The sequence below is a fragment of the Bordetella sp. BOR01 genome, assembly GCF_019218885.1.
Lineage (GTDB): Bacteria > Pseudomonadota > Gammaproteobacteria > Burkholderiales > Burkholderiaceae_B > Bordetella_A.
The window spans coordinates 213335-238770 of sequence record NZ_JAHUWT010000002.1 but is presented as its reverse complement, the minus strand read 5'-3'; the positions used below and the strand labels follow the sequence as shown (position 1 = coordinate 238770).

Sequence of the window (25436 nt, the reverse complement as noted above, 5' to 3'; positions counted from 1 at the left end):
CCGGCAATGACAGGGGCGGCGCCGGCGTGCCGGCGGATGATGCAGCGTATTATCGGGGCCGTGCGGCGGGCTTGCCCAATGCCGTTTTTCTCTGCTTTCATGCTTTGTAGGCATCGCCCATGAACCTGTCCTGGCTGGAAGACTTCCTGGCGCTGGCCGCCAGCGGCAATTTCTCGCGCGCCGCGCAAGAGCGCCACATGACGCAGCCGGCGTTCAGCCGCCGCATTCGCGCCCTGGAAGAGTGGCTGGGCGTAGCGCTGTTCGACCGCAGCACGCACCCGGTTTCCCTGACGGAAACCGGCGACTGGTTTCGCACGACGGCGCAGGAAATCCTGGGCCGCGTGGCACGCGTGCCCGACGAAGCGCGCGCCGTGGCCGCCGCCGGCTCGGCCACGCTGCGCTTTGCCGCCACCCACGCCCTGTCGCTGACCTTCCTGCCGCAATGGCTGCGCGGCCTGGAATCGCGCACGACCATCGGGCCGATACAGCTGGTGTCCGACATGCTGCAACAATGCGAGGCCTGGATGCAGCAGGGCCGGGTGCAGTTCCTGCTGTGCCACACCCATGCGCAGGCACCCGGCCGCCTGGATGCGCCCGCTTACCGTTCGCTGAAAATCGGCACCGATACGCTGGTGCCGGTGTGCGCGCCCGACCGCGCCGGGCGGCCGCGCCAGGCCTTGTCGGCCAACGCGCGCAAAGCCGTGCCCATGCTGGCCTACAGCGCCGAATCCGGCCTGGGCCGCCTGGTGCGCGCCCTGCTGGGACCGGCCTTGCAGCAGGCCCGGGTCGAGCCCGTCTTCACGGCCCACCTGGCCGCCGTGCTGAAGAGCATGGCGCTGGACGGACGCGGCGTGGCCTGGCTGCCGCTCAGCATGGTCGAAACCGAACTGCACCAGAAGCGCCTGGTGCAAGCGGGCGACGCATCATGGCGCCTGGCCGCCGATATCCGCCTGTTCCGCCCCGATGCCGCGCTAGCCCCGGCGGCCGAGGCATTCTGGCGCGCCGTGCTGGCCGCGCACGAGCAATAGCCAATAGCGGGAACTATTCTTTTGTGCGGCATCTAATTCACAGAAGAACAACACGCGCCGCACTTCATGGACCTGGACTGGCATCAGCAACTCGGCAGCAGCCTGCTATGGCTGCTGGCCAGTTTTGCCATCGCGGGTGCCGCCTCGGCGGCCCTGGCCTGGGCACTGGCGCGCGGCACGGCCTGGGGGCGCCAGTTCTGGCGCCTGGCCTGGCCCTACCTGACGCCACGCCGCAGCTGGCGCCCGTTGGCCAGCCTGGCGCTGCAGCTGCTGCTGACGCTGGCGGCGGTGCGAATGACAGTACTGTTCTCGTACTGGTACAACGGCTTCTACAACGCGCTGCAGGCGCTGAACAAAAGCGCCTTCTGGGCCATGCTGGGCGTGTTCGGCATCTTGGCCACGGTGCACGTGGCGCGCGCCCTGGTCGACTATTACGTGGGCCAGGCCTTCGAGATCGACTGGCGCACCTGGCTGAACGCGCACCTGACGCAAGATTGGCTGGCGGGCAACGCGTATTACCGCGGCCAGTTCCTGGACGCGCCCATCGACAACCCCGACCAGCGCATCGAACTGGACATCGCGGCCTTCGTGACCGGCTCGCGCACGCTGGCGCTGGGCGCGGTCAGCGCCGTCGTGTCGCTGGTGGAATTCACCGCAATCTTGTGGACCCTGTCGGGCCCGCTGCAACTGGGCAGCCTGGAAGTGCCGCGCGCCATGGTGCTGCTGGTGTACCTGTACGTGATCCTGGCCACGCTGCTGGCCTTCAAGGTGGGGCGGCCGCTGATCCGCCTGAATTTCCTCAGCGAACAACTGACGGCCAACTTCCGCTATGCACTGGTGCGCCTGCGCGAAAACGCCGAGAACATCGCCTTCTACCAGGGCGCGCAAGTCGAACGGCAGACCCTGGCCGCGCGCTTTGCCGCCTACATCGCCAACTTGTGGGCCCTGATACGCCGCACCTTGAAGTTCGATGGCCTGAACCTGGCCGTCAGCCAGCTGGCGGTAGTGTTTCCCTTCATGCTGCAGGCGCCGCGCTTTTTCAGCGGCGCCATCAAGCTGGGCGATGTAATGCAAACCTCGCAGGCCTTCGGCCAGGTACAGGATTCGCTGTCGTTCTTTCGCACTTCGTACGACACCTTCGCCCAGTACCGCGCCACCCTGACGCGGCTGGACGGGTTCCAGCAAGCCAACCGGCAGGCGCGCAAGCTGCCCGGCGTCGATATCGACACACTGGCCGATGGACTGCAGATCCAGGGCATGAACGTGCAGCGGCCCGACGGCCAAGTATTGCTGCACGACCTACACCTGCAACTGGCGCCCGGGCAAGCCTTGCTGATCAAGGGCCCGTCCGGCAGCGGCAAGACCACGCTGCTGCGCGGCCTGGCCGGCTTGTGGCCCTATGCGCAGGGGCTGGTGCGGCGCCCGGTGGGTGCGCAGGCATTGTTCCTGTCGCAGCGGCCCTACCTGCCATTGGGCGACTTGCGCACCGCCATCGCCTACCCTGCCAGCGCCACGCCGGCCGACGATGCACGCTTGAAAGAAGTGCTGCAACAGACGCAACTGGCGCACCTGGCGGGCGCGCTGGACCAGCCGGGCGACTGGGCGCGCATCTTGTCATTGGGCGAACAGCAGCGCCTGGCGTTTGCGCGCGTGCTGTTCAACCGGCCAGCCATCGTGTTCATGGACGAAGCCACCTCGGCTACCGACGAAGGGCTGGAGCATGCGTTGTATGGCTTGCTGCGTACCCAGTTACCGGAATGCATGGTGGTCAGCGTGGGGCATCGCAGTACCCTGGATGCGTTTCATGACGTGGGACTAAGCCTGGATGGGCGGGCGGGTTGGTCGCTGCGAAACGGAAACGTCATGTCCGGGTAGCGCACGAAACGCGAACCCCGCGCCAGGCGATAACCGGCCCAGATCAGCAAAAACAAGGGAATGCCGACATAGGTTGCCCCGGCGCCCACCCAGTCGATGCGGTCTTGCAAGAAGGCCTGGTAGTTCTGGCCCAGCGTGATGACCAGGCAAAGCACGAAGGCGAAGATCGGCCCGAAGGGAAAGAACGGCGATACATAAGGCAGCTCGACCAGCTTGCCGCCCTGCGCCAGGTAGCCGCGACGGAAGCGGTAGTGGCTGATGGCGATTCCCAGCCAGGCGATGAAGCCCGTCATGCCCGAGGTATTCAACAGCCAGATATAGACCTGGTTGGGGCTGAACACGAACGACAGGAAGCACAGCGCGGCCAGCGCCGTGGTGGCCAGCAGCGCCAGTACCGGCACGCCGCTGGCCGACACCCGGCCGAACACGGCCGGCGCCTTGCCTTCGCACGCCAGGGCGTAAAGCATGCGCGTGGCGGCGTACATACCGGAATTGCCCGCCGACAGTACTGAAGTCAGCACCACGGCGTTCATCACGGACGCGGCCGCCAGCAGGCCGGCCCGGTCGAAGATCAGCGCAAAGGGGCTGACGCTGATGTCGGTGACGTCGTTGCGCAGCAGTTGCGGATCGGTATAAGGGATCAGCAGGCCGATCACGCCGATGGCCAGCACGTAGAAGAGCAGGATGCGCCAGAACACCTGCCGCACCGCGCGCGGGATATTGCGCGCCGGATCCTTGGATTCGCCCGCGGCAATGCCGATGAGCTCGGTGCCCTGGAAAGAAAAGCCCACCACCATGGCAACGCCGATCATCGCCGCGAAGCCGCCGGCAAAGGGGGCCTCACCCAGTGTCCAGTTTTGCCAGCCGCCGGTTTCGCCGCCGCGGATAATGCCCAGCAACATCAGCACGCCCAAGGCGATGAAGACCACCACCGCGATCACCTTGATCAGGGCAAACCAGAATTCCGCCTCGCCGAACCCGCGCGCCGACAAGGCGTTCAGGCCAAAGGTAATGGCCAGGAACAGCGCGCTCCAGTACACGCCCGGCACATCGGGAAACCAGTAGGCCATCACCAGTTGCGCCGCCACCAGGTCCACAGCCACGGTCACGGCCCAGTTGTACCAGTAGTTCCAGCCCAGGGCGAAACCGAAGCCCGGTTCCACATAGCGCGAGCCATAGGTCGAGAAAGAGCCGGCCACCGGCATGGCGGCAGCCAGTTCGCCCAGGCTGGTCATCAGGAAATAGACCATCAGGCCGATCAGGGCATAACCCAGCAAGGCCCCGCCAGGGCCGGCTTGCGCGATGGTATTGCCGGATGCCACGAACAAGCCGGTGCCGATAGAGCCGCCCACGGCGATCATGGTCAAGTGGCGGGCGGCCAGGGTGCGCCGCAAACCGCCGGGCGTGGACACATCCTTGCTGGGCATGCCGGCGGCGCGGCGGTTTTCGGATTCGGCCAAGATAGTGGTTTCCTTTGAATAGCGAGACACCGCGCTACGGGTCGTTAGCCAGGGGCGCCGCGGCGCCTGGGCGCGCTGCGGCCCGGGCAGCACGCCAGAAACGCCCGCAAGATAGGCGAACCATCGCCCTTGCGCCACGCGATGGCAATGTCGGCCGCGGCGTAGTCTTCCTTGATCGGGCGATACGCAACCTTGCTGCCATACAGGTGCTCCATGGATTCGGGCACCACCGCCACCCCCGCGCCCGCGGCCACCATGCCCAGCACCGATTCCATGGGTTCGGCTTCCTGGACCACGTTGGGCACGAAGCCCGCGCGCCGGCAGGCTTGCACGGTCAAGCGCCCGAAACCGCGCCCCTTGGTCCAAGGCACCATGATGAAATCCTGGCTGGCCAGGTCGCGCAACGACAGCTTGCGGCGCGTTGCCAGCCCATGCCCTGCCGGCAGCGCCGCCAGCAGGCGCATGCGTATCAGCTTGCGCGTTTCGAGCTCGTCGTTATCCATGGGCAGCACCACCAGGCCCACGTCGATGCGGCCTTCGAGCAGCGCGGCATGGTGATACGCCAGGTTAAGCGGGTTCAGCACCAGTTCCACTTCGGGATGGTGGCGGCGGAATAGCGCCAGCGTGTCGGGAAACACATGCGCGGCCGTACCGCCCAGGCCAACGGATATCTTGCCCACCTGCCCCGCCGCGACACGCCGCGTAGACACCACCGCGGCATTCGCCGCCGCCACCAGGGCGCGCGCCTGGTCGTAGAAATGCTGGCCAGCGCTGGTAAGCCGCACATACTGCTTGGAACGCTCGAACAGCTGCGTGCCGATCTCGGCCTCGAGCAGCATGATCTGGCGGCTGACCGGCGGTTGCGACACATGCAGCAAAGCGGCGGCGCGCGTGAAGCTGAGTTCTTCGGCAACGGCCAGGAAATACCGAAGCTGGCGCAGTTCCATGTAATACCTTTTTAGCATTACTGTGGTGCCAATTATATATTGGACGATTTACGGCGCTGTTCTTAATCTGGCCTGGACTCGACACAGGACCGACGACATGACACAGCCAGATCCGCAGCCCGCCGTTGCCGCCACGCGCCACGCCATGCCCGAAGGACGCTGGGTGGACGTGGCCGGTGTGCGTACCCGCTACTTCGAGGCCGGTACGGGCGAACCCGTAGTGTTCATCTATGGCGGCAATTTCGGCATGGCCGACGGCGCCTCCAGCGCCTACACCTGGAGCCTGAACCTGCGGCCCCTGGCCCAGGCCGGCTATCGCGCCATCGCCTTCGACAAGCTGGGCCAGGGGGAAACCGGCAACCCCGCACGCGACGACGACTACACCATGCAGGCGGTGGTGGACCACGCCGCCGCCTTCCTGCGCGCCCTGGACCTGCCGCCCGTGCACCTGGTGGGCCATTCGCGCGGCGGCTACGCGGCCACCCGCCTGACCTTGCAGCACCATGATGCCGTGCGCACGCTTACCATCGTCAACAGCGGCACACTGAGCCCGGGCGTGGGCACCAACGAGGTCGTGCTGTGCAACCCGCCGCATCCGCGCGGCAGCCGCGAGGCGGTGCGCTGGGTCTATGAGAACTACAGCCATGACCCTGGCGTGGTCACCGAAGAATGGATAGATGCCGTCATGCACATCCTGTCTTTGGAGAAGTACCGCCACACAGTGCAGAAGATGGCAACCGAAGGGCTGGCCGAACGCGTATTCCTGCCGGAACTGGCGCACCAGAAAGGCCAGACCCTGCGCTGGCTGGACGAAGGCCGGCTGCAGCGCCCAGTGCAGATCGTATGGGGCTACAACGACCGCACCGCGGTGCTCGAGCGCGGCCTGGAACTGTTCCGCATGGTGTCATGCCAGCAGCGCGATGCGCAGTTCCATGTCATCAACGAATCCGGCCATTTCCCTTTCCGCGAGCATCCCGCGCAGTTCAACGCCTTGCTTGCCCGCTTCTTCGGCCTGCAGCGTGCGCAGTGAAGGTGATTCCATGAATGGTGCATCCATGACCGCCCTTGCCCTACATTCCCATACCCTGACAATCGACGGCCTGGCCGTCCGCATCCTGCGCGACCGCGAGTCCGACACGGCCACCGTGTTCGTGCATGGCGGCGCGCCGGGCCTGACGCCGTACAGCAGCGGTGCCCATATCTGGGGCCCGGCGCTGGGGCGCTTTGCCGAAGACGGCGCGGTGCTGGCGCTGGACCTGCCGGGCTTCGGCGGCAGCGACGCATCCGATGCGCCGTACAGCATCGACGCCATGGCCGACCATGTCGACGCCGTCGTGCGCGCCACCGGCGTGCGCCGCTGCCACCTGGTGGCGCACGACACCGGCGGCCTGGCCGCGCTGCTGCTGGCCTGCCGCCAGCCAGGCTATATCGAAGCCGTCAGCGTGGTGTCCTCGGTCGCGGCGGCCCCGACCGGGGACGGCGTCGAGAACACGGCGCTGGCCTATCCGCCGCAACCCTTGGGGTCGCGCGAATCCCAGCGCTGGGCGCTGGAACGCCTGTCTTATTCGCATCATCACGTGCAAGACGTGCTGGACGATTGCGTGCAGGCCGCACAGCAAGCCCCGCAACAGGCGGCCGCCGCGCGCATGGCCGACCCGGCCACCCGGCAGGCCTGGAATAGCTCGGTGGCTCGCGCCAAGGTCCGCCTGTTCGAACAGTGCCGCGGCCCGGGCGTACCCGTGCCGGTACAAGTGGCGTGGGGCACCCACGACCCCACCGGCACCGTCGACCAAGGATTGTGGCTATACCGCATCCTGGCGCAACGCCAACCCGTGACGCATTTCCATCTGATCAACCGGGCGGGCGCATTGCCCTTCCGCGAAGAACCCGGCGCCTTCCACAGCATCATTTCGGCGTTCTCGGACGCCGTGCGCTGAACCAGCGGCTACCAGCCGCACACAAGGGGAATACACCATGAAGCGATTACTGGGAGCCTGCCTTGCCCTGACATCCGCCCTGCTTGCGCCACCCGGCGCGGCGGCGGATTTTCCCGACCGGCCGATACGGCTGGTCATGCCGTTCAGCCCGGGCGGCCCCACCGACATGGTGGCGCGCACTCTTGCGCAGCATGCCGCGGAGCGCCTGGGCCAATCCATCGTGGTGGAAAACCGCGCGGGCGCCAACGGCATCATCGGCACCGGCGCGGTGGCCAGCGCGCCGCCGGACGGCTACATGCTGCTGCTGGCGCCGACGTCCCACACCATCAACCCCAGCCTGTACAAGAAGCTGCCCTACGACACCGTGCACGATTTCGCTTCGGTGATCTACGTGGGCAACTCGCCCGGGCTGGTGCTGGTGGTGGGCAACCAGGTGCCGGCCAAGTCCGTGCAGGAACTGGTCGAACTGGCCAGGAAGCCCGGCACGTCGATCGCCTACGGATCCGCCGGCAACGGCAACCTGCTGCACCTGGCAGGGGAATACTTCAACCGCGCCACCGGCTCGCGCATGCTGCACGTGCCGTACAAGGGCGCAGGCGCGATCATCGCCGGCCTGTACTCGGGCGAAATCCAGGCAGCCTTCCTGGGCCCCCCGCAAGCCGCCGAACTGATCCAGGGCGGTAAGCTGCGCGGCCTGGCCGTGACCAGCCCCAAGCGCATCCCGCAATTGCCCGACCTGCCCACCATCGCCGAATCCGGCTATGCGGGCTACGACTTCGACGGCGGCATCCAGGCGGCCATCTACGCCCCGGCCGCCACGCCGCCCGCCGTGATCGCCAAGCTGAACGAGGTGTTCAACGCCGTGCTGCAAGAGCCGGAGATTCGCGAACGCTTTGCCACCCTGGCGCTGGATATCGGCGGCGGCCCGCCGTCCGTGCTGGACCAACAAGTGGCCAGCCGCATGGAGCTTTATTCCGGCCTGGTGCGCCAGGCCGGCATCCAACCCGAGTAAGCGTCTTTTCAACAACGGCCGCCCGCAAGCGGCGGCCGCCACAGGGCACACCATGAGCAAACCTGCTTCCCGCTACCCTCGCGACTGGCAATGGCCTGGCGGCCAGCACATCGCGGTCTCGGTCTCGCTGGCCTTCGAATCCTTCGTGAACCACAGCCAGATCACGCTGGAAAAAACCGCCAACAAGACCGACCATTTCTCGCTGAGCTATGCCGAGTACGGTGCCAAGGCGGGCATCTGGCGCCTGATGGACCTGCTGGACGAGTTCGGCATCAAGAGCAATGTCTCGACCAACGGCCTGGCGGCCGAGCGCCACCCGCATGTGATCCGCGCCCTGGTCGAGGCCGGCCACGAAGTGGCGGGGCATGCCTGGGCCAACGACGTGCTGATGCGCGACGACGACCCCGCGGCCGAACTGGAAGAAATCCGCCGCTGCACGCGCGTGCTGACCGAAACCGCCGGCCGCGCGCCGCTGGGCTGGACCAGCCCAGGCAGCGCCGGCTCGGCCAATACGCTGGACTTCCTGAAGCAGGAAGGCTACCTGTGGAACGCCGACGATGCCAGCGACGACCTGCCGTTCGTCCGGCAGACCGCGCATGGCCCCATCGTGATCATGCCGCGCACCAACTTGCCGCACAACGACCTGTGGATGTGGGTGTGGGGCCGCAACCCGCCCGGCATCATCTGGGACGGCTTCAAGGACACTTTCGACGAGCTGTACCGCGAAGGCCAGGCCGGCCGGCCCAAGTGGACCGAGATCACCCTGCACGCCCACATGGCGGGCCGCCCCACGCTGATCCCCACCCTGCGGCGCTGCCTGGAATATGCGCGCGGGCACGCAGGGGTGTGGTGGGCCACCAAGTCCGAGATCGCGGCGTGGACGCAGTCAAGGGCGGCACGCGTGCCCGCATAGCTTTGGTTGCCGCGCAGCCCTATTCCTGCGCGGCAACCCGATCCAACGCCGCCATCGCATCGGCCGGCAACGCCAGCGCGCCGGCAGCAAGGTTTTCCTGCAAGTGCGCCAGCGACGACGTACCTGGAATCAGCAAGATATTGGGCGAGCGCTTCAACAGCCATGCCAGTGCCACCTGGATAGGTGTTGCGCCCAAGCCTTGCGCCACCTGCGACAGCCCCGACGATTGCAGCGGACTGAAACCACCCAGCGGAAAGAACGGCACGTAGGCAATTCCATCGCGCGCCAGGGCGTCGATCAGCGCATCGTCATCCCGGTGCACCAGGTTGTACTGGTTCTGCACGCACACGATCGGACACACGCCCCGGCCCTCGGCCACCTGCGTGGCGGTCACATTGCTTAGGCCGATGTGCCTGATCAAGCCTTGCTGCCGCAGGCGCGCCAACACCGCCAGCGGCGCCTCGATCGAGCCTTCGGCGGGGCCATGGATGTCGAACATGATGCGCAGATTCACCACATCCAGCACATCCAAGCCCAGATTGCGCAGATTGTCGTGCACGGCCTGCGTCAGGGCCTGGGGCGAATACGCCGGCAGCCAGCTGCCTTTGTCGTCGCGCACCGCACCGACCTTGGTCACGATAGTCAGGTCCGGTCGATAGGGGCCAAGCGCTTCGCGTATCACCTGGTTGGTAATGTGCGGGCCGTAGAAGTCGCTGGTGTCGATATGCGTCACCCCGCCCTCTACCGCCGCGCGCAGCACCGCCACGGCGGCAGCACGATCTTTCGGCGGGCCGAATACCCCCGGGCCGGCAAGCTGCATGGCGCCATAGCCTATACGGGACACCTTGCGTTCGCCCAGAAGATACGTGCCAGCCTGATCGACATGGTTCATGAAAATCACCTTGAAAGATTGGAAGCCCAGCATAGGTCTTGACTCGCTGCGCGATAAGTCCGCACAATCCGTACAGTTTGTGCGGAAATCCAAACAATGAAAACGAACCTGAGCGACCTGAATGCGTTTGTCGCCGTCGTGGCTGCCAGGGGATTCCGTGGCGGCGCCCGGCAAAGCGGCGCCAGCGCGTCAGCCGTCAGCGAAGCCGTCCGCCGCCTGGAAACCCAGCTGGGCGTACGGCTGCTGCACCGAACCACCCGCTCTGTCGTGCCCACCGAGGCTGGCCAACGCCTGCTGGAGCGCCTTGCCCCGGCGCTGAACGAGGTCGAGGCGGCACTGGATGTGGTCAATCATTTTCGCGACCGGCCGGCCGGAACGCTGCGCCTGAACGTTCCCGTCAGCGCCGCGCGGCTGGTACTTCCGGCCATCGTGCCAGGCTTTCTAGCGGCCTACCCCGACATTCTTTTGCACGTGGTGGCCGACGACAGCTTTGTCGATGTGCTGGCAGAAGGCTGCGATGCGGGCATCCGGTATGACGAGCGGCTGGAACAGGACATGATTGCCGTGCCCATCGGCCCCCGCGTGCAGCGCTTTGCGTGCGCGGCGGCGCCTGATTATCTGGCGCGTCGTGGGCGCCCTCAGCATCCTAGTGAAATCCTGACCCACCCTTGCCTGCGCTTCCGCTTTGACAGCGGCGTCATGCCGCTGTGGGAATTCACGCGGGGGGATGAGACCGTGAAGGTGGACCCGCCTGCGAAGCTGATTGTGCAGGCTGGCGCCGCGGTTGACCTAGCGGTCGAGGCGGCGATTGCGGGGGCTGGGGTTATTTATCTGTTTGAGGACTGGCTTCGGCCGTATCTGGAACGTGGGGAATTGGAACCCGTTCTGGAGCCGTGGTGGCCGGAGTTCTCGGGGCCGTTTCTTTATTACCCCGGCCGGCGGCTTTTGCCGGCGCCGTTGCGGGCGTTTGTGGATTATGTGCGGGGGGTATAGGGGGTGGGGGGTTGCGTCTATGGGACGCTTGCCGAAGCCCAGCTAGCTAGGGGTGGGGTGGTGTGAGGTTCCGATTCGCCCAGGATGGCCGCGCGTGACTGTCCGCTTTCGACCCAAAGCGGAAGTTCAACCCGCGAACTAAGGTACAGCGAACCGGACGCTCAGATTGCGAAGGCTCGCTAGGCACCTAGTCGGGGACTCAGGTTAGTCAGATTTGTTGTCGCGAAGAATCGTCAAATACGAGCGTTTCTCCTTATCTCGCCATGTAGCCAGAATGTGTTCGGCCAACGCGGGCACATCAGTGGCCAGGGTCGAGGGCCAAATGTTTGGGTTGTAGTCGAACACACGTAGCATGTGATCGATGTCGAAAATCGCTGAGGTACCCTTCGCTCGAATCAGGCAAACCGGTTTGTTGAACGCAATACGCATGCCGAGTTCAAACAGGACGTTCGGGTTATGTTCGGTCAGATCAACGATCACTAAATCGGCGCTGTCCAGATCGTTGACTATCGTCGACTGAATCACTTCACTGCCTGCCTTCTTCGCAGTGCGAGCATTGAAGTCAGCCTTGACAGCCGCTGGCGTGATGAGATGCTTCAGAACTTCGTCGAAGTAGCCTTGTTCATATTTTCCGGTCTTTTCAGAGAATGGCATAGCGATAAACGCTACCAGTTTTCCGGAATTAGTCGACTCACCAAGGACAATCGAATCGCCACTGTTCGACTTCGACGTGCTGCCAGTCGTAGGCGCCTTGCCTACGACCGGGCTAGAACCGGTGGCGGTCTTCAGATACGCAACATTTTTCTGGAACAGTTGATAGAAGTCGTCCTGAAACTGTTCCTCGACCCCGAACTCTGTCTTGAGCGTGTTCTTGAGGTACTGGATTTCTGGAAGCACTCCACCTTGATAGTAGTCGTAGACCTTCTGGAATAGAGATATATTTCTGAAAGCGGTATTCAATGCTTCCGATTGCATAGCAGGGGATTTCGGGTAGGCCAGATTGCGACCAAGATCAGTCAACTCAATTTTCGCCGTATCGCGTGTTCCCACAGTTAGGCCGTAGTCGCGGCAAGCTGCTGTCAGATAGAAGTACTTGTTGCCCATTCCAACGCCAAGCACCTTCGCGATCTCCCCCGGTGCCCAAGGATTGCCTGCGTTGAATTCTTTGATGGCGTTGACGAGCTTCACACACTCTTCAAGATCTGACTGCGGAAAGCTTCGTTTGGCCTTCGCTACAGCGGGCGCCTTTTTGGGTTTAGCGCTTTTCGTTACCGCTTTTTTAGTCGCAGCAGACTTTGCCTTAGGCTTCTTAGCCGCTGCTGTCTTGGTCGCAGCTCCCTTCTTCGGCGTGGTCACAGAAGCAGAAGTCGCCCGCGCCTTTCCTAGATCGATATCGGAAACATTTGCTTGGGACTCAGAAAGTATCTTCTCTTCTTGCATATGTCATCTCCTGCCACTAATTTGCAGAAATTATACTAGATGTGTCTAAAGTTTAGGCTGAGGGATTGGTGCATGAGCAAGTTGCAGGTTCCATGCAACGGCGCTGAGTTCGCGGCACGCCGCAGGAGAGGCGTCTTTCTAAAGATGCGAATCGGCTGGGAATTGAGGCTCTAGTGCCGGCCAGCGCCTCGGAGTAGGTACCCAGATAACATCCGGGCGCCGTCAGCCTTCAACATTCCGGGACTGAGCGATCCTCCTTCCTCGAGAGCCGGCATTTGAAGCTGCTGCTGCAAGGTGCTATTGACCGTGGAGGCCATTGGCCGAGACAATATGCTACCAAAGAAATATTTAAAAACTGATATCTCTAGCAATATGTTAACTTTTAGTTACTTCGGGAAGAAACCATGGGTGCGCGATCATGGGTTACCGGAATAAAACATACGTCATTTTTGACGGCGACAAGGACATGTGGGCGTACGGCTTCATGCTCGGCTGGAACAAGAACGAGCACATGGAGTTCAGCTTCTATAACGCGCACGACCTGAGGCCGATGGAAGGCACCGCTAGCGAAGCGTACGTTAAAAGCGTCCTCAGGCAACGCCTTCAAAACACCAAGCAGGCCATCGTCATAGTTGGAGACAGCACCAGATATCTGTACAGGTTCGTGCGGTGGGAAATCGAGACGTGCATCGCGATGGGCATCCCGATTGTCGTCGTGAACCTGAACGGCTTGAAGGCAATAGACATGGATTTGTGCCCTCCAATCCTACACGGTACATGCACGATTCACGTGCCGTTCAAGGCAAAGGCTATCCTGTTCGCGCTGGACGACTTCTGCGATGGATTCGCCAGCTACAAGACGCAGGGCCTTACCGACTTGTATCTGAAGCCTCACGTCTATTCGTCGCTTGGCCTATGACGGAGAATGATTTTCCCCCGCTGTATCAGGCGGCTGATGACGCCTCGAAGAAGGCACAGACGAAGTTTCTCTGGGCGTTGGGTGGAAACCTGACGCTCCTTGTGGTCGCCGCCACAATGTCTGTGGCGAACGTCCAAACGAGTTATTTTGCGCTCCTCCAAATGGGTCCCCTTGTCGGAACGCTACTGCTGATCTTGTACCTTGCCGTCATGCGACCGCAGCGCATTTGGTATGGCACGCGTGCGTTAGCGGAATCGGTGAAGACAGTCTCGTGGAGATACATGATGCGCGCTGAGCCATTCAACCGGGATGAGGCTTCTGACCGCGACCACTTCAAGGACTCGCTCACCGACATCTTCACTACGAACACCAACATCTCCGCTCACGCCGTGACAATGGCATCTGGCTCGCAAATTACGCAAGAGATGACGCGCGTTCGGAATCTGCCACTTCAGAAACGCATCGACTTGTACGAAGCGGAAAGGGTTGAAGATCAGCAAGGTTGGTACAGCCGTAAAGCGAGACTCAATCAACGGTCATCTACGCTATGGTTCGGCGGTTTGATCCTGATGAACCTGCTGGCACTGGGGTTCGCCGCAGCAAAGATCGCTCACCCGACCGTCAACTATTGGCCGACAGACATTCTCGTAGCCTTCTCGGCTTCTGTCATGGCGTGGATACAGACGAAACGCTATCAAGAGCTGGCAGCCTCATACACGCTTACGGCACACGAGATCGGGTTACTGCGGATAGCTTTGCCAAATCCACCGACGGCTGACAAGTTCTCCAAGTACGTGGGCGATGCTGAGAATGCCTTCTCACGAGAGCATACCCAGTGGCAGGCGCGACGGGATGTTGACTAGTGGCGTGCCTTCCGGGCCCGTCAGCCTGCTGACGGTGCAGAACCCTCCGATTAGGACCAGTTGTGCCCTATTACGAGCATGTAATTTCCGACGCCTCAGTCTTGTAACATTTGAGAAAATCGTCAGCCAACACAATCGACAGCGGCAAGGAGATTGGTTTGTTTAATCTATTGGTACAGTTCAACCCTTGGGGCGCAGGGCGCGACACAGTTCCGATTGGTCGGTTGTTTGAATACACCAACGACGACGTCGCTGCATCCTTTCGCAACGGTGATCGGATCGCCCTCGACCGCCTTATCCGCCTGCCGTGCATTTTCATGCAAGAAGGTACAGGCGATCAGTTGGCCCGGGTCGGGACAATTACGCACGCTCGGCTTTCCGGGCGGGAAATTGCCATCGAATACACCTTCGATATGGATATCCCGCCCCTCCTGAATAGCGCGATTTTCGCGAACAGGATCGATTTCGATATGCCTCATGACTTCGAGTTCTCTCGGAGCCATTGGGCCGTAAAGGAGGTCGACCTTTACAGGGTTCTTATCCGAAATACGCAATCACGCCGGCAGCGTCCTACCGTATTCAATATCACGGAGCACGAACGGATCGAACCCACGTTGCTTTCGGCCATGATGCCGTTTGATGCACCCTTCACGCCCGTTTTTGAAACCCTCCGACAGACTGCAGAAAACATTGGGCTTCGTTGCCGTCGCGCTGACGATATCTGGGAAAATCCCGCGATCATTCAAGATATCGTCTCCCTAATCGACCGCTCGCGCGTAGTCATCTGCGATTGCACAAACCGCAATCCGAACGTCTTCTATGAAATCGGCATAGCCCATACTTTGGGCCGCGAAGTAATTCTCATCACTCAGAACACCAACGACATACCGTTTGATCTCCGCCACCTTCGCTATGTCCCGTACCTAAATAATGCAGAAGGTCGCCAGGTCTTAGGCCAAGCGCTCCAACGACGCTTCGAGGCCATCATTGAGGGCTAGTAAACGCCTCACGTCTTCGAAGACGCGCTCTTGGTCTGTTGGTCCTGTTCTTCCAGTCAAAAGGTGAAATAGCTGCGCGCGATGTTGCAGTAAAGAGGTGCCTCGTGTGGCTGAATCTGCCGAATTCCGCATGAGACCCAGCAGTGCCCGGCTGCTAACCTCTGGTCAATGACCGCCTCCGAGGAACAACGCTCGACTGAACGTCCAAATTTCATTGCGTCCGGATGACCGTTGATGGCCGAAAGCCGTCTTTCTCGGCCAGCAGTTTACCGCCCGCAACATGCACAACAACAGCCCCGCGAAACCAACCACCCAACAACGACATAGCACCTACCTCCTCCGAAGAAATAATGCCCCCGGGCTCTTGTGGGCGTGGAACCGGGTCATTGTCTCGACCGCCGAATAGACATACGCAGTAGCCGCTTGTTGCTCCGATCCAGAAGGCGGCCCCTTTGCCGATGAAGATACGGGTCAGCGACGATGCGCCACTGAACAAGAGAAAGCCCTCCTCCTCTGAATCTCACACCATAGTGCCCGTGTTAGAGTCAACCATCTCTTCCATCGCGCACGCTTTATGCAGCAGATTCCAACGCTCATTCCAGCGCAAACCGCTCTGCTGGTCATGCACTACCAGACCGACATCATGGGGCTATTTCCCTCCGCAGCCCCCACGTTGCTCGCAAAAACCCGCAAGCTGTGCGACGCTGCGCGGCAAAAAGGCGTCGGCATTTATTTCGCCAAGATCCAGTTCAGCCCCGGCTATCCTGAAGTCAGCGCATTCAACAAGAACGGGCAAGGGATCAAGCAACTTGGTCTTTTCGTCGACGACAGTATCTCGCCGGAACTCGGCCGGCAAGCTGACGAACCCCTCATCGTCGCGCATCGTGCCAGCGTATTCTTCGGCACCGACCTGCAGGCACGGCTTTCCGCGCGCGGCGTCGATACGCTGCTGATGGTGGGCATAGCGTCAACCGGTGTCGTCCTGTCGTCGGTTGCGTATGCAAGCGACGCGGACTTCCGCCTGTTTACAGTCAAGGATTGCTGCTATGACCCGGATCAGGTCGTGCACGATCATCTTTTTTCGACAGCGTTCGAGTCACGCACCACGGTGCTCGCTCTGGCCGACGCCTTGTCGTTGCTTGCCTAGACTACGAACGCCGGGAACCTATCCGGCAGGCTACGCCGAGTTGCGAAGCACTGATGCGCGCCGCGCGTAGCGGTACGCCATATAAAGCGCCACCGCCGCCACCGCCGCGATCAACGCCTGCCAGCCCATGGCGGACAGCGCAGCCAGCAGGTCCTGGACTTGGGCCGCGAATGTTGCGCCCAGGGCCAGCCCCACCGAGGCCCATAGCGCCACTCCCGCGCAGTCGTGCCAGATGACGGACCGCAGCCGGACCCCCATCGCACCGCAAAGCGGCACGGCAACCAGCGACAGGCCGGGCACGAACCGCGCCACGATCAGCAAGCGAACTCCCCAGCGCTCGAAGAACTTCTCGGTCTTGCTGACGCATGCCTCGCGCGACAGCGTCAGGCTGCATACCTTGTTCAACGTACGGGGGCCATAGCGCATGCCGCCCACGAACCAGACAAGATCTGCCATCACGCCCGCCAGCACGGCCGCGCCCAGTATGAAGGAAAGCGACAAGGCGATCGTCCAGGAATCGGTCGTGCCCAGGGCGTGGCAAGCCCCCACGGCAATCAGCGTCGGCATGACGGGCAACGGAAGGCCCAGCGATGAGCCCAGCACGTTAAGGAAGACCAGCAGCACGCCGTACTGCGCGATCCATTCATGCGGCGGCATGGGAAGCCCTGGTCCAGGTTTCGCAATTATCTTTCTTCACGATTCTTCGCCCGTCAGGTGATGTGTGGATTGAGACGCGCCGCGACAGGCTGGCTGTCGCTGTATGCGGCATGCGCCGTCGGAACAAATGCTAGAGATGCCGCCTGAAGGGCGGTAGGGGCAGGAAAGGACGCACGGTGTTGTACGGACGGCACCAATCCCTATGGACGCCCCCAACGAGGTGCGGACACTCACCGTGCCGAAGCGCGACTCGGGCCTGCCGGGGCGTTGTAGCGACATGCCACTGAACGCGATTGCGCACGGATGCGTATTGGTGCGTGCCGGACAACAGCGCGCTTCCCGACGAGGATCTACCGCCCTCCCTAGGCCAGACCTACGATGCGTTCGTCATCACTTCCTGACACGGAGACCTTCATGAACGATTCGCACAACCCGACCCGCCGCACCCTACTTGCGGGTAGCGCTGTCTTGGCGACCGGTACCTTCGCCATTCGCGCAGAAGCAGGCACGCAACGCAATTCCCAACCCATCCGGAGCACACCCATGACCAACAACACCATCACTACCAAGGACGGCACGCAGATCTATTACAAGGATTGGGGCGACGGCCCGGTCGTCACCTTCTCGCATGGCTGGCCGCTTAACTCGGACGCCTGGGACGGACAAATGCACTTCCTGGCGCGTAACGGTTTTCGCGTTATCGCGCACGACCGCCGCGGACACGGCCGTTCGTCGCAGCCCTCGTCCGGCAATGACATGAACGGCTACGCCGATGACCTGGCGCAGCTGATCGAAGCGCTCGACTTGAAGAACATCGCGATGGTCGGCCACTCCACTGGCGGCGGCGAAGTGGCACGCTACATCGGCCGCCACGGTACCAAGCGCGTGGCCAAGGCGGTGCTTATCGGCGCGGTGCCGCCGGTGATGCTCAAGTCGGCCAGCAACCCCGAAGGCCTGCCGATCGAGGTCTTCGACAGCATTCGCGACGGCGTGGCCGGCGATCGTTCGCAGTTCTACAAAGAGCTGGCCATCCCCTTCTATGGCGCCAACCGCGACGGCGCCAAGGTCTCGCAGGGCCTGCTGGACCAGTTCTGGCTGTGGAGCATGCAAAGCGGCCAGAAGAACGCGTATGAATGCGTCAAGGCCTTTTCCGAGACTGACTTCACAGCAGACCTGAAGAAGATCGACGTGCCGACACTGTTCATGCACGGAGAGGACGACCAGATCGTGCCGGTGCACGATTCGGCGAAGAAAGCCGCACGGCTGGTGAAGAACGCCAAGGAAATCTACTACCCCGGCGCGCCGCACGGCCTTACCGCCACCATGCAGGACCGCGTCAACGCCGATCTGCTCGCCTTCCTGCGCGCCTGATTGCTTCAGCGTTGAACTGGAACAGCAATTTGCTGCCAGTCGCCTGGCAGATTCCTGGCTGGCCAGTCCGGCCACCTTTTAGCCTTTAGGAGATTCGATATGTTTACCGCCGACAATGCCTTGCACCCCAGCAGTCACAGCCCCGTCGATCTGGTTCCGTCCCGCTACGCGCTACGAGTGGGCGAGATCGAGGCGATGGTGGTCAGCGACGGCGTACTGCCGCTGCCCACCGCAACCATGGCCACCAATGTCGACTCGGCAGACCTGGCGGGTTGGCTGGACCACATGTTCATGCCGCCGGACGCGTTCGATTGGCCGTTGAACGTGATGGTGGCCCGCAGCGGAAACCAGACCATCCTTATCGATGCCGGGCTGGGAGGACAGTTTCCGGGCTTCCCGCGCGCCGGGCAGTTTCCCCAGCGGCTGGAGTCCGCCGGCATCGCGCTGGAGTCCGTGACGGATGTGATCATTACCCATATGCACATGGACCACGTGGGCGGACTACTCGTCGACGAGGTGAAGCAGCGTTTGCGCCCGGACGTGCGCATCCACGTGTCCGCGCCCGAGGTCGAGTTCTGGACTTCTCCTGATTTCTCCCACACCGTCATGCCCAAGCCGGTTCCCGCTGTGCTTCGCACAACCGCCACGAGCTTCTACAACGAATACCGCGACCGGCTGCAGATTTTCGAAGACACGCATGAAGTTGCGCCGGGGGTGATCGTCCGTGTCACCGGCGGCCATACGCCAGGGCACAGCGTGGTCGACCTGGTGTCGGGTGGCGAACGCTTGACCTTTGCCGGCGACGCCATGTTTCCGGTCGGGTTCGACCACCCAGACTGGCACAACGGCTTCGAACATGACCCCGAAGAGTCGGTCCGTGTTCGTGTCGGCCTGTTCCAGGAACTGGCGCAGAACGGCGGACTGCTGGTGGCCGCTCACTTGCCGTTCCCATCCCTTGGCCGGGTAGCGGTCGACGGCAACGCCTTTCGTTGGGTTCCGGTCATCTGGGATTACTGATGGCTGTGCGGCCTGCATGGCCGCGGGGTGCTGAAGAACGCGGCATCGCCCGGGATGCATGGCCCCTGGATGCCGCGTCCGACTATCCATGCCAATCAAGGAACGCACATGAAAAAACTTTCAGGAAAGACCGCCGTGATCACTGGCGGCAACAGCGGCATCGGCTTCGCCGCGGCCCAGGCCTTTGTTGCCGAGGGTGCGCGCGTCGCGATCCTGGGCAGGCGGCAGCAGGCCGTCGATGATGCGGTGGCGCAACTCGGCACATCTGCTTTCGGCGTGGTGGGCGACGTGGGCGATCTGTCGACTCACGATCGCATGATGGCGGAAGTCCATGAACGGTTCGGCGCCATCGACATCTACATGGCCAACGCCGGCATGAATAACATCGAGCCTTCATCGGCCGTAAGCGTCGACAGCTACGACATCCAGTTCGACACCAACACGCGTGCCGTGTTCTTCGGCGTTACCAAGGCCTTGCCGCTGATGCGCGACGGTGGCTCCATCATCCTTACCAGCTCCATCGCCAGCACGAAGGTGCTGGAAAATCACGCGGTCTACGCGGGCTCCAAGGCGGCCGTGGAAGCCTTTGCGCGTGCCTGGGCGCTGGAGTTCAAAGCCAGGAAGATCCGGGTCAATGTACTGAGCCCCGGCCCGACGGACACCCCCATCCTGGAAAAGCTGGGCGTGGCCGAATCGGACCGGGCGGCGTTCGAACAGAGCATGGCCCTGGCGATTCCGCTCGGACGGCTGGCGCAACCGGGGGAGCTCGCCCGCGCCGCATTGTTCCTGGCCTCGGACGAAAGCACGTTCATTACCGGCGTGGTCCTGCGTGTCGATGGCGGCATGGCGCTGACTTGAAAGGGCTGGCCGGCGCCTTACCCAGACTTGCGCTTAAACGGCGGTTCTCCAGCAGCCACACTTCAGCTTGTCTCAGATCAACTCGACAGACTTATAGTTTTTAGAAGGGCTACCGCCTGTTGGAAACTACCGAGTCCTGTTCAACTGGGATGGCGCAATCAGGGTTGTAGAGATCGAAGAAGTGAGGAAACGCGATGAACGCACCTACTAACATCCAAATCATCAACGGGCCGGGCGGCCAGCCCGCCTTTGTGGTGATCCCCTACGCCGATTACGTTGCCTCGCAAGGCAAGGAACGCGGCCTTATTCCCCATGACGTGATCAGCCGCACCGTCGATGGCGCTACCCCTGTTCGGGCTTGGCGCGAACACCTGGGATTCACTCAGGCGGAAATTGCTACCCGCCTGGGGATCACCCAGCCCGCCTATGCCCAGCAAGAAAGCAGCGAACGCTTGCGCAAATTGTCACGTGACAAGATCGCGGCCGTCCTGGGCATCAAGTCCGAACAATTGGACTTCTAACGCGCTCGAGACCAGCAAGTACTGGACCGCGATCTTAAGTGCTTGAATCCGTACCGGTCGATAGCCGCCAGACTCCCCTTTACCTAACCCCCCAAAACCACCCCTGCCCCCGACGCCGACCTGGTCCCTTCCACCGCCCGACAGCTCTGCGGGTGATACGTATGCACCAGCGAAAACTTCACCCGATCCGTGCCATTCTGCCGTGCCGCATGCAGCGTCCGGCAATGAAAAAACACCACATCCCCAGGTTCTAACTCAGGGCAGACCGCCTTCTCGATCCAGGCCTGGTTTTCTGCCAGATCCTCTCGGAAGAATTTCTTCTGATCAAACTGCGACGCCGCGAACGACGCCGCATGCGAACCGGGAATGAAGAACAGCCCGCCGTTCTCGGCGGTTTCAGGCCCCAGCGCCAGCCAGGTCGACACCAGATCGGTATCGGTGAACGACCAATAGCGGATGTCCTGGTGCCAGCCGGTCAGGCTGCCATAGGCGGGATGCTTGGTCATCACGCAGTTGTGGTGCACGGTGGACAGCACCGGCGTTGCGCCGAAGTAGGTTCGCAGCCATTCGCCCACCGCCGGCAAGGTGGACCAGGCCTGGAACAACGGCCCGCGCCCGTAGGCACCCAGCAGCCGCCGCGCCGTCGAGCCGCCCTGCGCCTGGCGCGATGGTGGCGCGCCGGGGTACTGCAGGTCGGCCTCGTATTCGATCGGCCCGACTTCCTGGGCCAGTTGGCGTTCAGCCTGGTCGCGCAGCGCGGCCACGGTTTCCGGCGTGGCGAACTGCCGGGCCACCACGAAGCCCTGCTGGCGCAATGTGGCCACTTGCTCGGCCACGGATGATGCAGACATTCTCAACCTCGGGAAAATGAAAGCCTGTAAGTAGTAGTGAAACCATCCGCGAGCCCTAATCGCCGCGCGGTTCGGCGGCGGCCTTCAGCCGCGACACATCGCGTTCGCGTTCGACGTTGCGTACCCATTCGCGCCACACGGCCACCAACAGGGCCATCAACACCGGGCCGACGAACAGGCCCACGATGCCCATGGTCTTGACGCCGCCGATCAGGCCGAAGAAGGTCGGCAGGAACGGCAGCTTGACCGGGCCGCCCACCAGGCGCGGGCGCAAGGTCTTGTCGACGATGAACAATTCTATGGTGCCCCAGGCAAACAGCGCGATGCCCGCCACCATGTGGCCCGACCCCACCAGGTACAGCGACACCAGGGTGAACGACAGCGGCGCGCCGCCCGGGATCAGCGCCATGAAGCCGGTGACCACGCCCAGCAGCACCGGCGAAGGCACGCCGGCCAGCCAGTACGCCAGGCCCAGCACGACCCCTTCGCCCACGGCGATCAGGCTCATGCCCGTGACGGTAGAGCCCACCGTGGCCGGCACCACGCGCGAAAAGCGCTGCCAGCGCGTGGGCAGGATCCGTTCGCCCAGCACGTCAAGCTGGGCAATCATGCGGTCGCCGTCTTTATAGACAAAGAACAGCGTGATCAGCATGAACACCACGTTCAGCACCAGCTGGAAAGCGTTGCCGGTGGCCGAGAGCACCATGCGGTAGATGTTGCCCAGGTGCTCGCCGCTGACCATCTCGACCATCGCGCCCAGGGCATGAGGCTCGCCCAGGTAGGTTTCCCAGTACACAGACAGGCGCTGCCCGACGACCGGCAGCGAGGAAATCCAGCCCGGCACCGCCACGCCGTGGCGGTTGGCAGCCAGGGCCCAGGCGAAAAAGTTGCTGGCCTCTTGCACCGCATACGTCAGCGCCAGCGTCAGCGGCACGATCAATACCAGGATGACGCCGACCAGGGCCAGGGTGGCGGCGGGGATGGTGCGGCCGCCGCACCAGTCGACGATGCGCCGGAACACCGGCCAGGTGGCCAGGCCGATGATCAGTGCCGCCAGGGCGGGCACCAGGAATCCACTAAGGAAATACGCGCCCGCCAGCAACACCAGCAGAAGTAGCCAGCGGGCGATCAGGTACGCAGGTAGGACGGGCTGCTGCATAGGGCAAGGCACGGGTGCATAAAGGCGAGGCCCAAATATACAGTACGAGAATCCCCGCCCAGCCCGGCGGCAAGCCGGGCCGGCGCCCCCACCGCCGTACTACAGCACGTATTCGGCCTCGACGGCAACGCCGCGCCGGGTGGCGCGTTCGGCCGCGGGAGTGAGTTCGGCCTTGCCGACGTCGTGGCAGTTCTCGGAGCCGTCGCCGCCGCTAAGCAGCGGGCAGCGCGCGAACAGTTCGGCCACCCAGTCGGAAAACACCCGCACTTTGGGCGACAGTTGCCGGCTTTGCGGGTACAGCAGCGAAATCGGCACCGGGCGCGGCTTCCATTGCGGCAGCACCTCGATCAGCTCGCCGGCCTGCAGGTGCGGCAGCGCCATGAAGCGGGCGGTTTGCACCAGGCCGAAGCCTTGCAGGGCGCAGGCCAGGTGCGCGCTCCAGTCATTGACCGATACGCAGCCCGGCACGTCGACTTCGCGGGTCTTGCCGTCGATGACGAAATCCCAGTTGCAGTTGCGCCCCGAGCGGCTGGAAAAGTAGTGCACGGCGTGGTGGCTGTTCAGGTCTTCCAGCGTGTGCGGCATGCCCTGGCGTTCCAGGTACGACGGCGCCGCGCAGGTCAGGCTCTGGAACGTGCCGATACGGCGCGCCACCAGGCTGGAATCTTCCAGCTCGCCGCCGCGAATGACGCAATCGACGGCTTCCTGCACCATGTCGACCCGCCGGTCGCCCATGCCGATCACCAGCTCGACATCGGGGTAGCGCGTGTGGAACTCGCACAACGACGGAATCAGGATCAGGCGGCCGATGCTGGCCGGCACGTCGATGCGCAGCTTGCCCTTGGGCCGCAGCGCCGCTTCCTGGAAGCAGGCTTCGGTTTCCTCGACTTCGGAAAGGATGCGCGTGCTGTGTTCGTAATAAGCGGCGCCGTCGGGGGTCAGGCTGATGCGCCGCGTGGTGCGATTGAGCAGGCGCACGCCCAGGCGGCGCTCAAGGCTCTGGACGGCGGTGGTGACGGTGGTGCGGGGTAACGCGAGGCTGTCGGCAGCCCGGGTGAAGCTGTTGGCGTCGACAACGCGCACGAAGACCTGCATAGCTTGAAAGCGGTCCATGGTCGTGTCCTGGATGGCAATGAATAAACGAAGTGTGCTCAGCATAACGCGGTTTGAGCCGCCATTGTTCATCGAGATCGAACAGTGTTGACGACCTAACCGTGTTTATCCCCTGACGCAAAACATTCAAAATGCAATCGTCCTGAATCGACCGATAGCCTTAGACCACCGCGCTGCGGTGGTCCCAGCCCCCGCGGGATGCCTGCTTCCCCGCTGCCTTCGGTCATTCGTCCCCATATATGTTCAAGGAAACACCATGACTGTTTCGCGCCAACGCATTGTATTGCTGGCGGTTTTCGCGGCCCTGATCGCCGCCGGCGGCGGCTATACCCTGCTGCGCGGCCCGGCCGGTACGGGCACGGCCCAGGCCCAGGCGGCTCCCGCCGCCGCGGCCGTGGACGTGGCCCCGGCCCTGGGCAAGACCATCGTCGACTGGCAGGATTATTCCGGCCGGCTGGAAGCCATAGACCGGGTCGATATCCGCCCGCTGGTGTCGGGCACCCTGACCGCCGTGCATTTCCAGGACGGCAGCCTGGTCAACAAGGGCGATCCGCTGTTCACCATCGACCCCCGCCCGTACAAGGCCGAAGTCGACCGCGCGGCCGCCCAATTGGCGGCCGCCCGCGCCCGGGTGGGCTTCACGGCCTCGGAACTGGCGCGCGGCAAGCGCCTGCTGGCCGAGAACGCCATCGCCCGGCGCGACTTCGAATCCAAGCGCAATGACGCGCGCGAAGCCGCCGCCAACCTGCAGGCGGCCGAGGCCGCCCTGGACACCGCCAAGCTGAACCTGGGCTACACGGAAATCCTGGCCCCGGTGGCCGGCCGCGTGTCGCGCGCCGAGGTCACCGAGGGCAATGTGGTCGCCGCCGGCGCCGGATCGGTGGCGCTGACCACCCTGGTCTCGGTGTCGCAGATGTACGCGTCGTTCGACGTGGACGAGCAGGCCTACCTGAAGTATGTCAGCCCGGCACGCGTGGCGGGCGCTTCGGTGCCGGTGCAACTGGGCCTGGCCAACGAGACGGGCTATTCGCGCGAAGGCGCGGTGCGTTCGGTGGACAACCGCATCGACACCTCGTCGGGCACGATCCGCGTGCGCGCCATGTTCAACAACCCCGACGGCCTGCTGGTGCCGGGCATGTATGCCCGCATCCGGCTGGGCGGCACCGAGCCGCGCCCGGCGGTGCTGGTAGAAGAACGCGCCATCGGCACCGACCAGGACAAGCGCTTCGTGCTGGTGGTCGACGACGCGAACAAGACCGTCTATCGCCAGGTATCGCTGGGTGCCAGCCAGGGCAACCTGCGCATCATCACCGCCGGCCTGAAGCCGGGCGAGCGCATTGTCGTCAACGGCCTGCAGCGCGTGCGGCCGGGCGACACCGTGGCCCCCAACCTGGTGTCGATGGATACGCCGCCGGCCGGTGGACAAACCGCCACGGCCAGCCTGAACTAAGCCATCGGAAGCAAC

The 25436-nt window shown here is 63.1% G+C and carries 24 protein-coding genes and 1 pseudogene; 17 read left to right on the top strand and 8 right to left on the bottom strand.

The features are described 5' to 3' along the window. The first annotated feature begins 119 nt into the window (after positions 1-119). Entirely contained in the window at positions 120-1028 is a 909-nt protein-coding gene (locus KW845_RS08895) for a LysR substrate-binding domain-containing protein (protein ID WP_218368873.1), read from the top strand. 66 nt (positions 1029-1094) lie between these two features. Beyond that, complete coding sequence (locus KW845_RS08890) at positions 1095-2903, top strand: ABC transporter ATP-binding protein/permease (protein ID WP_218368872.1); 1809 nt, start codon at positions 1095-1097, stop codon at positions 2901-2903. Here KW845_RS08890 and KW845_RS08885 read toward each other — a convergent pair. Both KW845_RS08885 and KW845_RS08880 read right to left on the bottom strand, forming a co-directional pair. Next, positions 2831-4330: an amino acid permease gene (locus KW845_RS08885; protein WP_218369966.1), complete on the bottom strand. Its 1500-nt coding sequence runs from the start codon at positions 4328-4330 to the stop codon at positions 2831-2833. The genes KW845_RS08890 and KW845_RS08885 overlap by 73 nt on opposite strands. 77 nt (positions 4331-4407) lie before the next feature. Beyond that, a complete protein-coding gene (locus KW845_RS08880) occupies positions 4408-5328 on the bottom strand; it encodes a LysR family transcriptional regulator (RefSeq protein ID WP_218368871.1) in 921 nt (306 codons plus the stop codon). 79 nt (positions 5329-5407) lie between these two features. Between KW845_RS08880 and KW845_RS08875 the strand changes: the two genes are divergently transcribed. Genes KW845_RS08875 through KW845_RS08860 form a run of 4 tightly spaced genes read left to right on the top strand, consistent with a single transcriptional unit; the run spans position 5408 to position 9172 of the window. Beyond that, on the top strand, positions 5408-6340 hold the full coding sequence (locus tag KW845_RS08875; protein WP_218368870.1) for an alpha/beta fold hydrolase: 933 nt from the start codon (positions 5408-5410) through the stop codon (positions 6338-6340). Between the two features lie 25 nt (positions 6341-6365). After that, positions 6366-7247 carry an alpha/beta fold hydrolase gene (locus KW845_RS08870; RefSeq protein ID WP_218368869.1) on the top strand — a complete coding sequence of 294 codons (882 nt, stop codon included), beginning with the start codon at positions 6366-6368 and terminating at the stop codon, positions 7245-7247. 37 nt (positions 7248-7284) lie between these two features. Continuing rightward, the gene (locus tag KW845_RS08865; protein WP_218368868.1) at positions 7285-8259 is read left to right on the top strand and encodes a tripartite tricarboxylate transporter substrate binding protein; all 975 of its coding nucleotides are present in this window, start codon (positions 7285-7287) and stop codon (positions 8257-8259) included. 52 nt (positions 8260-8311) lie between these two features. Beyond that, a complete protein-coding gene (locus KW845_RS08860) occupies positions 8312-9172 on the top strand; it encodes a polysaccharide deacetylase family protein (protein ID WP_218368867.1) in 861 nt (286 codons plus the stop codon). A 19-nt stretch (positions 9173-9191) separates the two neighbouring features. On the opposite strand, the gene KW845_RS08855 is transcribed toward KW845_RS08860, so the two are convergent. After that, a complete protein-coding gene (locus tag KW845_RS08855) occupies positions 9192-10064 on the bottom strand; it encodes an aldo/keto reductase family oxidoreductase (RefSeq protein WP_218368866.1) in 873 nt (290 codons plus the stop codon). Positions 10065-10160: 96 nt separating this feature from the next. On the opposite strand from KW845_RS08855, the gene KW845_RS08850 reads away from it, so the two are divergent. Further along, the gene (locus KW845_RS08850; RefSeq protein WP_218368865.1) at positions 10161-11057 is read left to right on the top strand and encodes a LysR family transcriptional regulator; all 897 of its coding nucleotides are present in this window, start codon (positions 10161-10163) and stop codon (positions 11055-11057) included. A 204-nt stretch (positions 11058-11261) separates the two neighbouring features. On the opposite strand, the gene KW845_RS08845 is transcribed toward KW845_RS08850, so the two are convergent. Then, positions 11262-12497: a hypothetical protein gene (locus KW845_RS08845; RefSeq protein WP_218368864.1), complete on the bottom strand. Its 1236-nt coding sequence runs from the start codon at positions 12495-12497 to the stop codon at positions 11262-11264. Between the two features lie 418 nt (positions 12498-12915). Here KW845_RS08845 and KW845_RS08840 point away from each other — a divergent pair, with 418 nt between their 5' ends. From KW845_RS08840 to KW845_RS08825, 4 genes are all read left to right on the top strand, one after another. Beyond that, positions 12916-13416 (top strand): TIR domain-containing protein, encoded by a 501-nt coding sequence (locus KW845_RS08840; RefSeq protein WP_218368863.1) that lies wholly within the window; start codon positions 12916-12918, stop codon positions 13414-13416. Beyond that, on the top strand, positions 13413-14279 hold the full coding sequence (locus KW845_RS08835; RefSeq protein WP_218368862.1) for a DUF4231 domain-containing protein: 867 nt from the start codon (positions 13413-13415) through the stop codon (positions 14277-14279). Before KW845_RS08840 ends, KW845_RS08835 begins: the two co-directional genes overlap by 4 nt. Before the next feature lie 110 nt (positions 14280-14389). Further along, positions 14390-15277 (top strand): hypothetical protein, encoded by an 888-nt coding sequence (locus tag KW845_RS08830; protein WP_218368861.1) that lies wholly within the window; start codon positions 14390-14392, stop codon positions 15275-15277. Between the two features lie 574 nt (positions 15278-15851). Continuing rightward, positions 15852-16424, top strand: a complete 573-nt coding sequence (locus KW845_RS08825; RefSeq protein WP_218368860.1) for an isochorismatase family cysteine hydrolase — start codon at positions 15852-15854, stop codon at positions 16422-16424. 30 nt (positions 16425-16454) lie between these two features. Here KW845_RS08825 and KW845_RS08820 read toward each other — a convergent pair whose 3' ends face one another. Beyond that, a complete protein-coding gene (locus KW845_RS08820) occupies positions 16455-17081 on the bottom strand; it encodes a DedA family protein (protein ID WP_218368859.1) in 627 nt (208 codons plus the stop codon). Between the two features lie 543 nt (positions 17082-17624). On the opposite strand from KW845_RS08820, the gene KW845_RS08815 reads away from it, so the two are divergent. The 5 genes and pseudogenes from KW845_RS08815 (at position 17625) to KW845_RS08800 (ending at position 20848) form a co-directional block, all read left to right on the top strand. Then, the gene (locus KW845_RS08815) at positions 17625-18452 is read left to right on the top strand and encodes an alpha/beta fold hydrolase (RefSeq protein ID WP_370628194.1); all 828 of its coding nucleotides are present in this window, start codon (positions 17625-17627) and stop codon (positions 18450-18452) included. A 99-nt stretch (positions 18453-18551) separates the two neighbouring features. Beyond that, positions 18552-19469, top strand: a complete 918-nt coding sequence (locus KW845_RS08810) for an MBL fold metallo-hydrolase (protein ID WP_218368857.1) — start codon at positions 18552-18554, stop codon at positions 19467-19469. Positions 19470-19577: 108 nt separating this feature from the next. Beyond that, on the top strand, positions 19578-20327 hold the full coding sequence (locus KW845_RS08805; RefSeq protein ID WP_218368856.1) for an SDR family NAD(P)-dependent oxidoreductase: 750 nt from the start codon (positions 19578-19580) through the stop codon (positions 20325-20327). A 118-nt stretch (positions 20328-20445) separates the two neighbouring features. Then, positions 20446-20538, top strand: a pseudogene (locus KW845_RS29455) (type II toxin-antitoxin system RelE/ParE family toxin); the annotation flags it as partial. Beyond that, positions 20522-20848: a helix-turn-helix domain-containing protein gene (locus tag KW845_RS08800; RefSeq protein ID WP_218368855.1), complete on the top strand. Its 327-nt coding sequence runs from the start codon at positions 20522-20524 to the stop codon at positions 20846-20848. The pseudogene KW845_RS29455 and the gene KW845_RS08800, both read left to right, overlap by 17 nt. 83 nt (positions 20849-20931) lie before the next feature. On the opposite strand, the gene KW845_RS08795 is transcribed toward KW845_RS08800, so the two are convergent. From KW845_RS08795 to KW845_RS08785, 3 genes are all read right to left on the bottom strand, one after another. Beyond that, positions 20932-21699, bottom strand: coding sequence for a phytanoyl-CoA dioxygenase family protein (locus tag KW845_RS08795; RefSeq protein ID WP_218368854.1), 768 nt, complete (start codon positions 21697-21699; stop codon positions 20932-20934). A gap of 55 nt (positions 21700-21754) precedes the next feature. Next, positions 21755-22858, bottom strand: a complete 1104-nt coding sequence (locus KW845_RS08790) for an AI-2E family transporter (protein ID WP_218368853.1) — start codon at positions 22856-22858, stop codon at positions 21755-21757. Positions 22859-22957: 99 nt separating this feature from the next. After that, positions 22958-23971 carry a LysR family transcriptional regulator gene (locus KW845_RS08785; RefSeq protein WP_218368852.1) on the bottom strand — a complete coding sequence of 338 codons (1014 nt, stop codon included), beginning with the start codon at positions 23969-23971 and terminating at the stop codon, positions 22958-22960. 256 nt (positions 23972-24227) lie between these two features. Here KW845_RS08785 and KW845_RS08780 point away from each other — a divergent pair, with 256 nt between their 5' ends. Continuing rightward, complete coding sequence (locus tag KW845_RS08780) at positions 24228-25421, top strand: efflux RND transporter periplasmic adaptor subunit (RefSeq protein WP_218368851.1); 1194 nt, start codon at positions 24228-24230, stop codon at positions 25419-25421. The last annotated feature ends 15 nt before the right edge of the window (positions 25422-25436 follow it).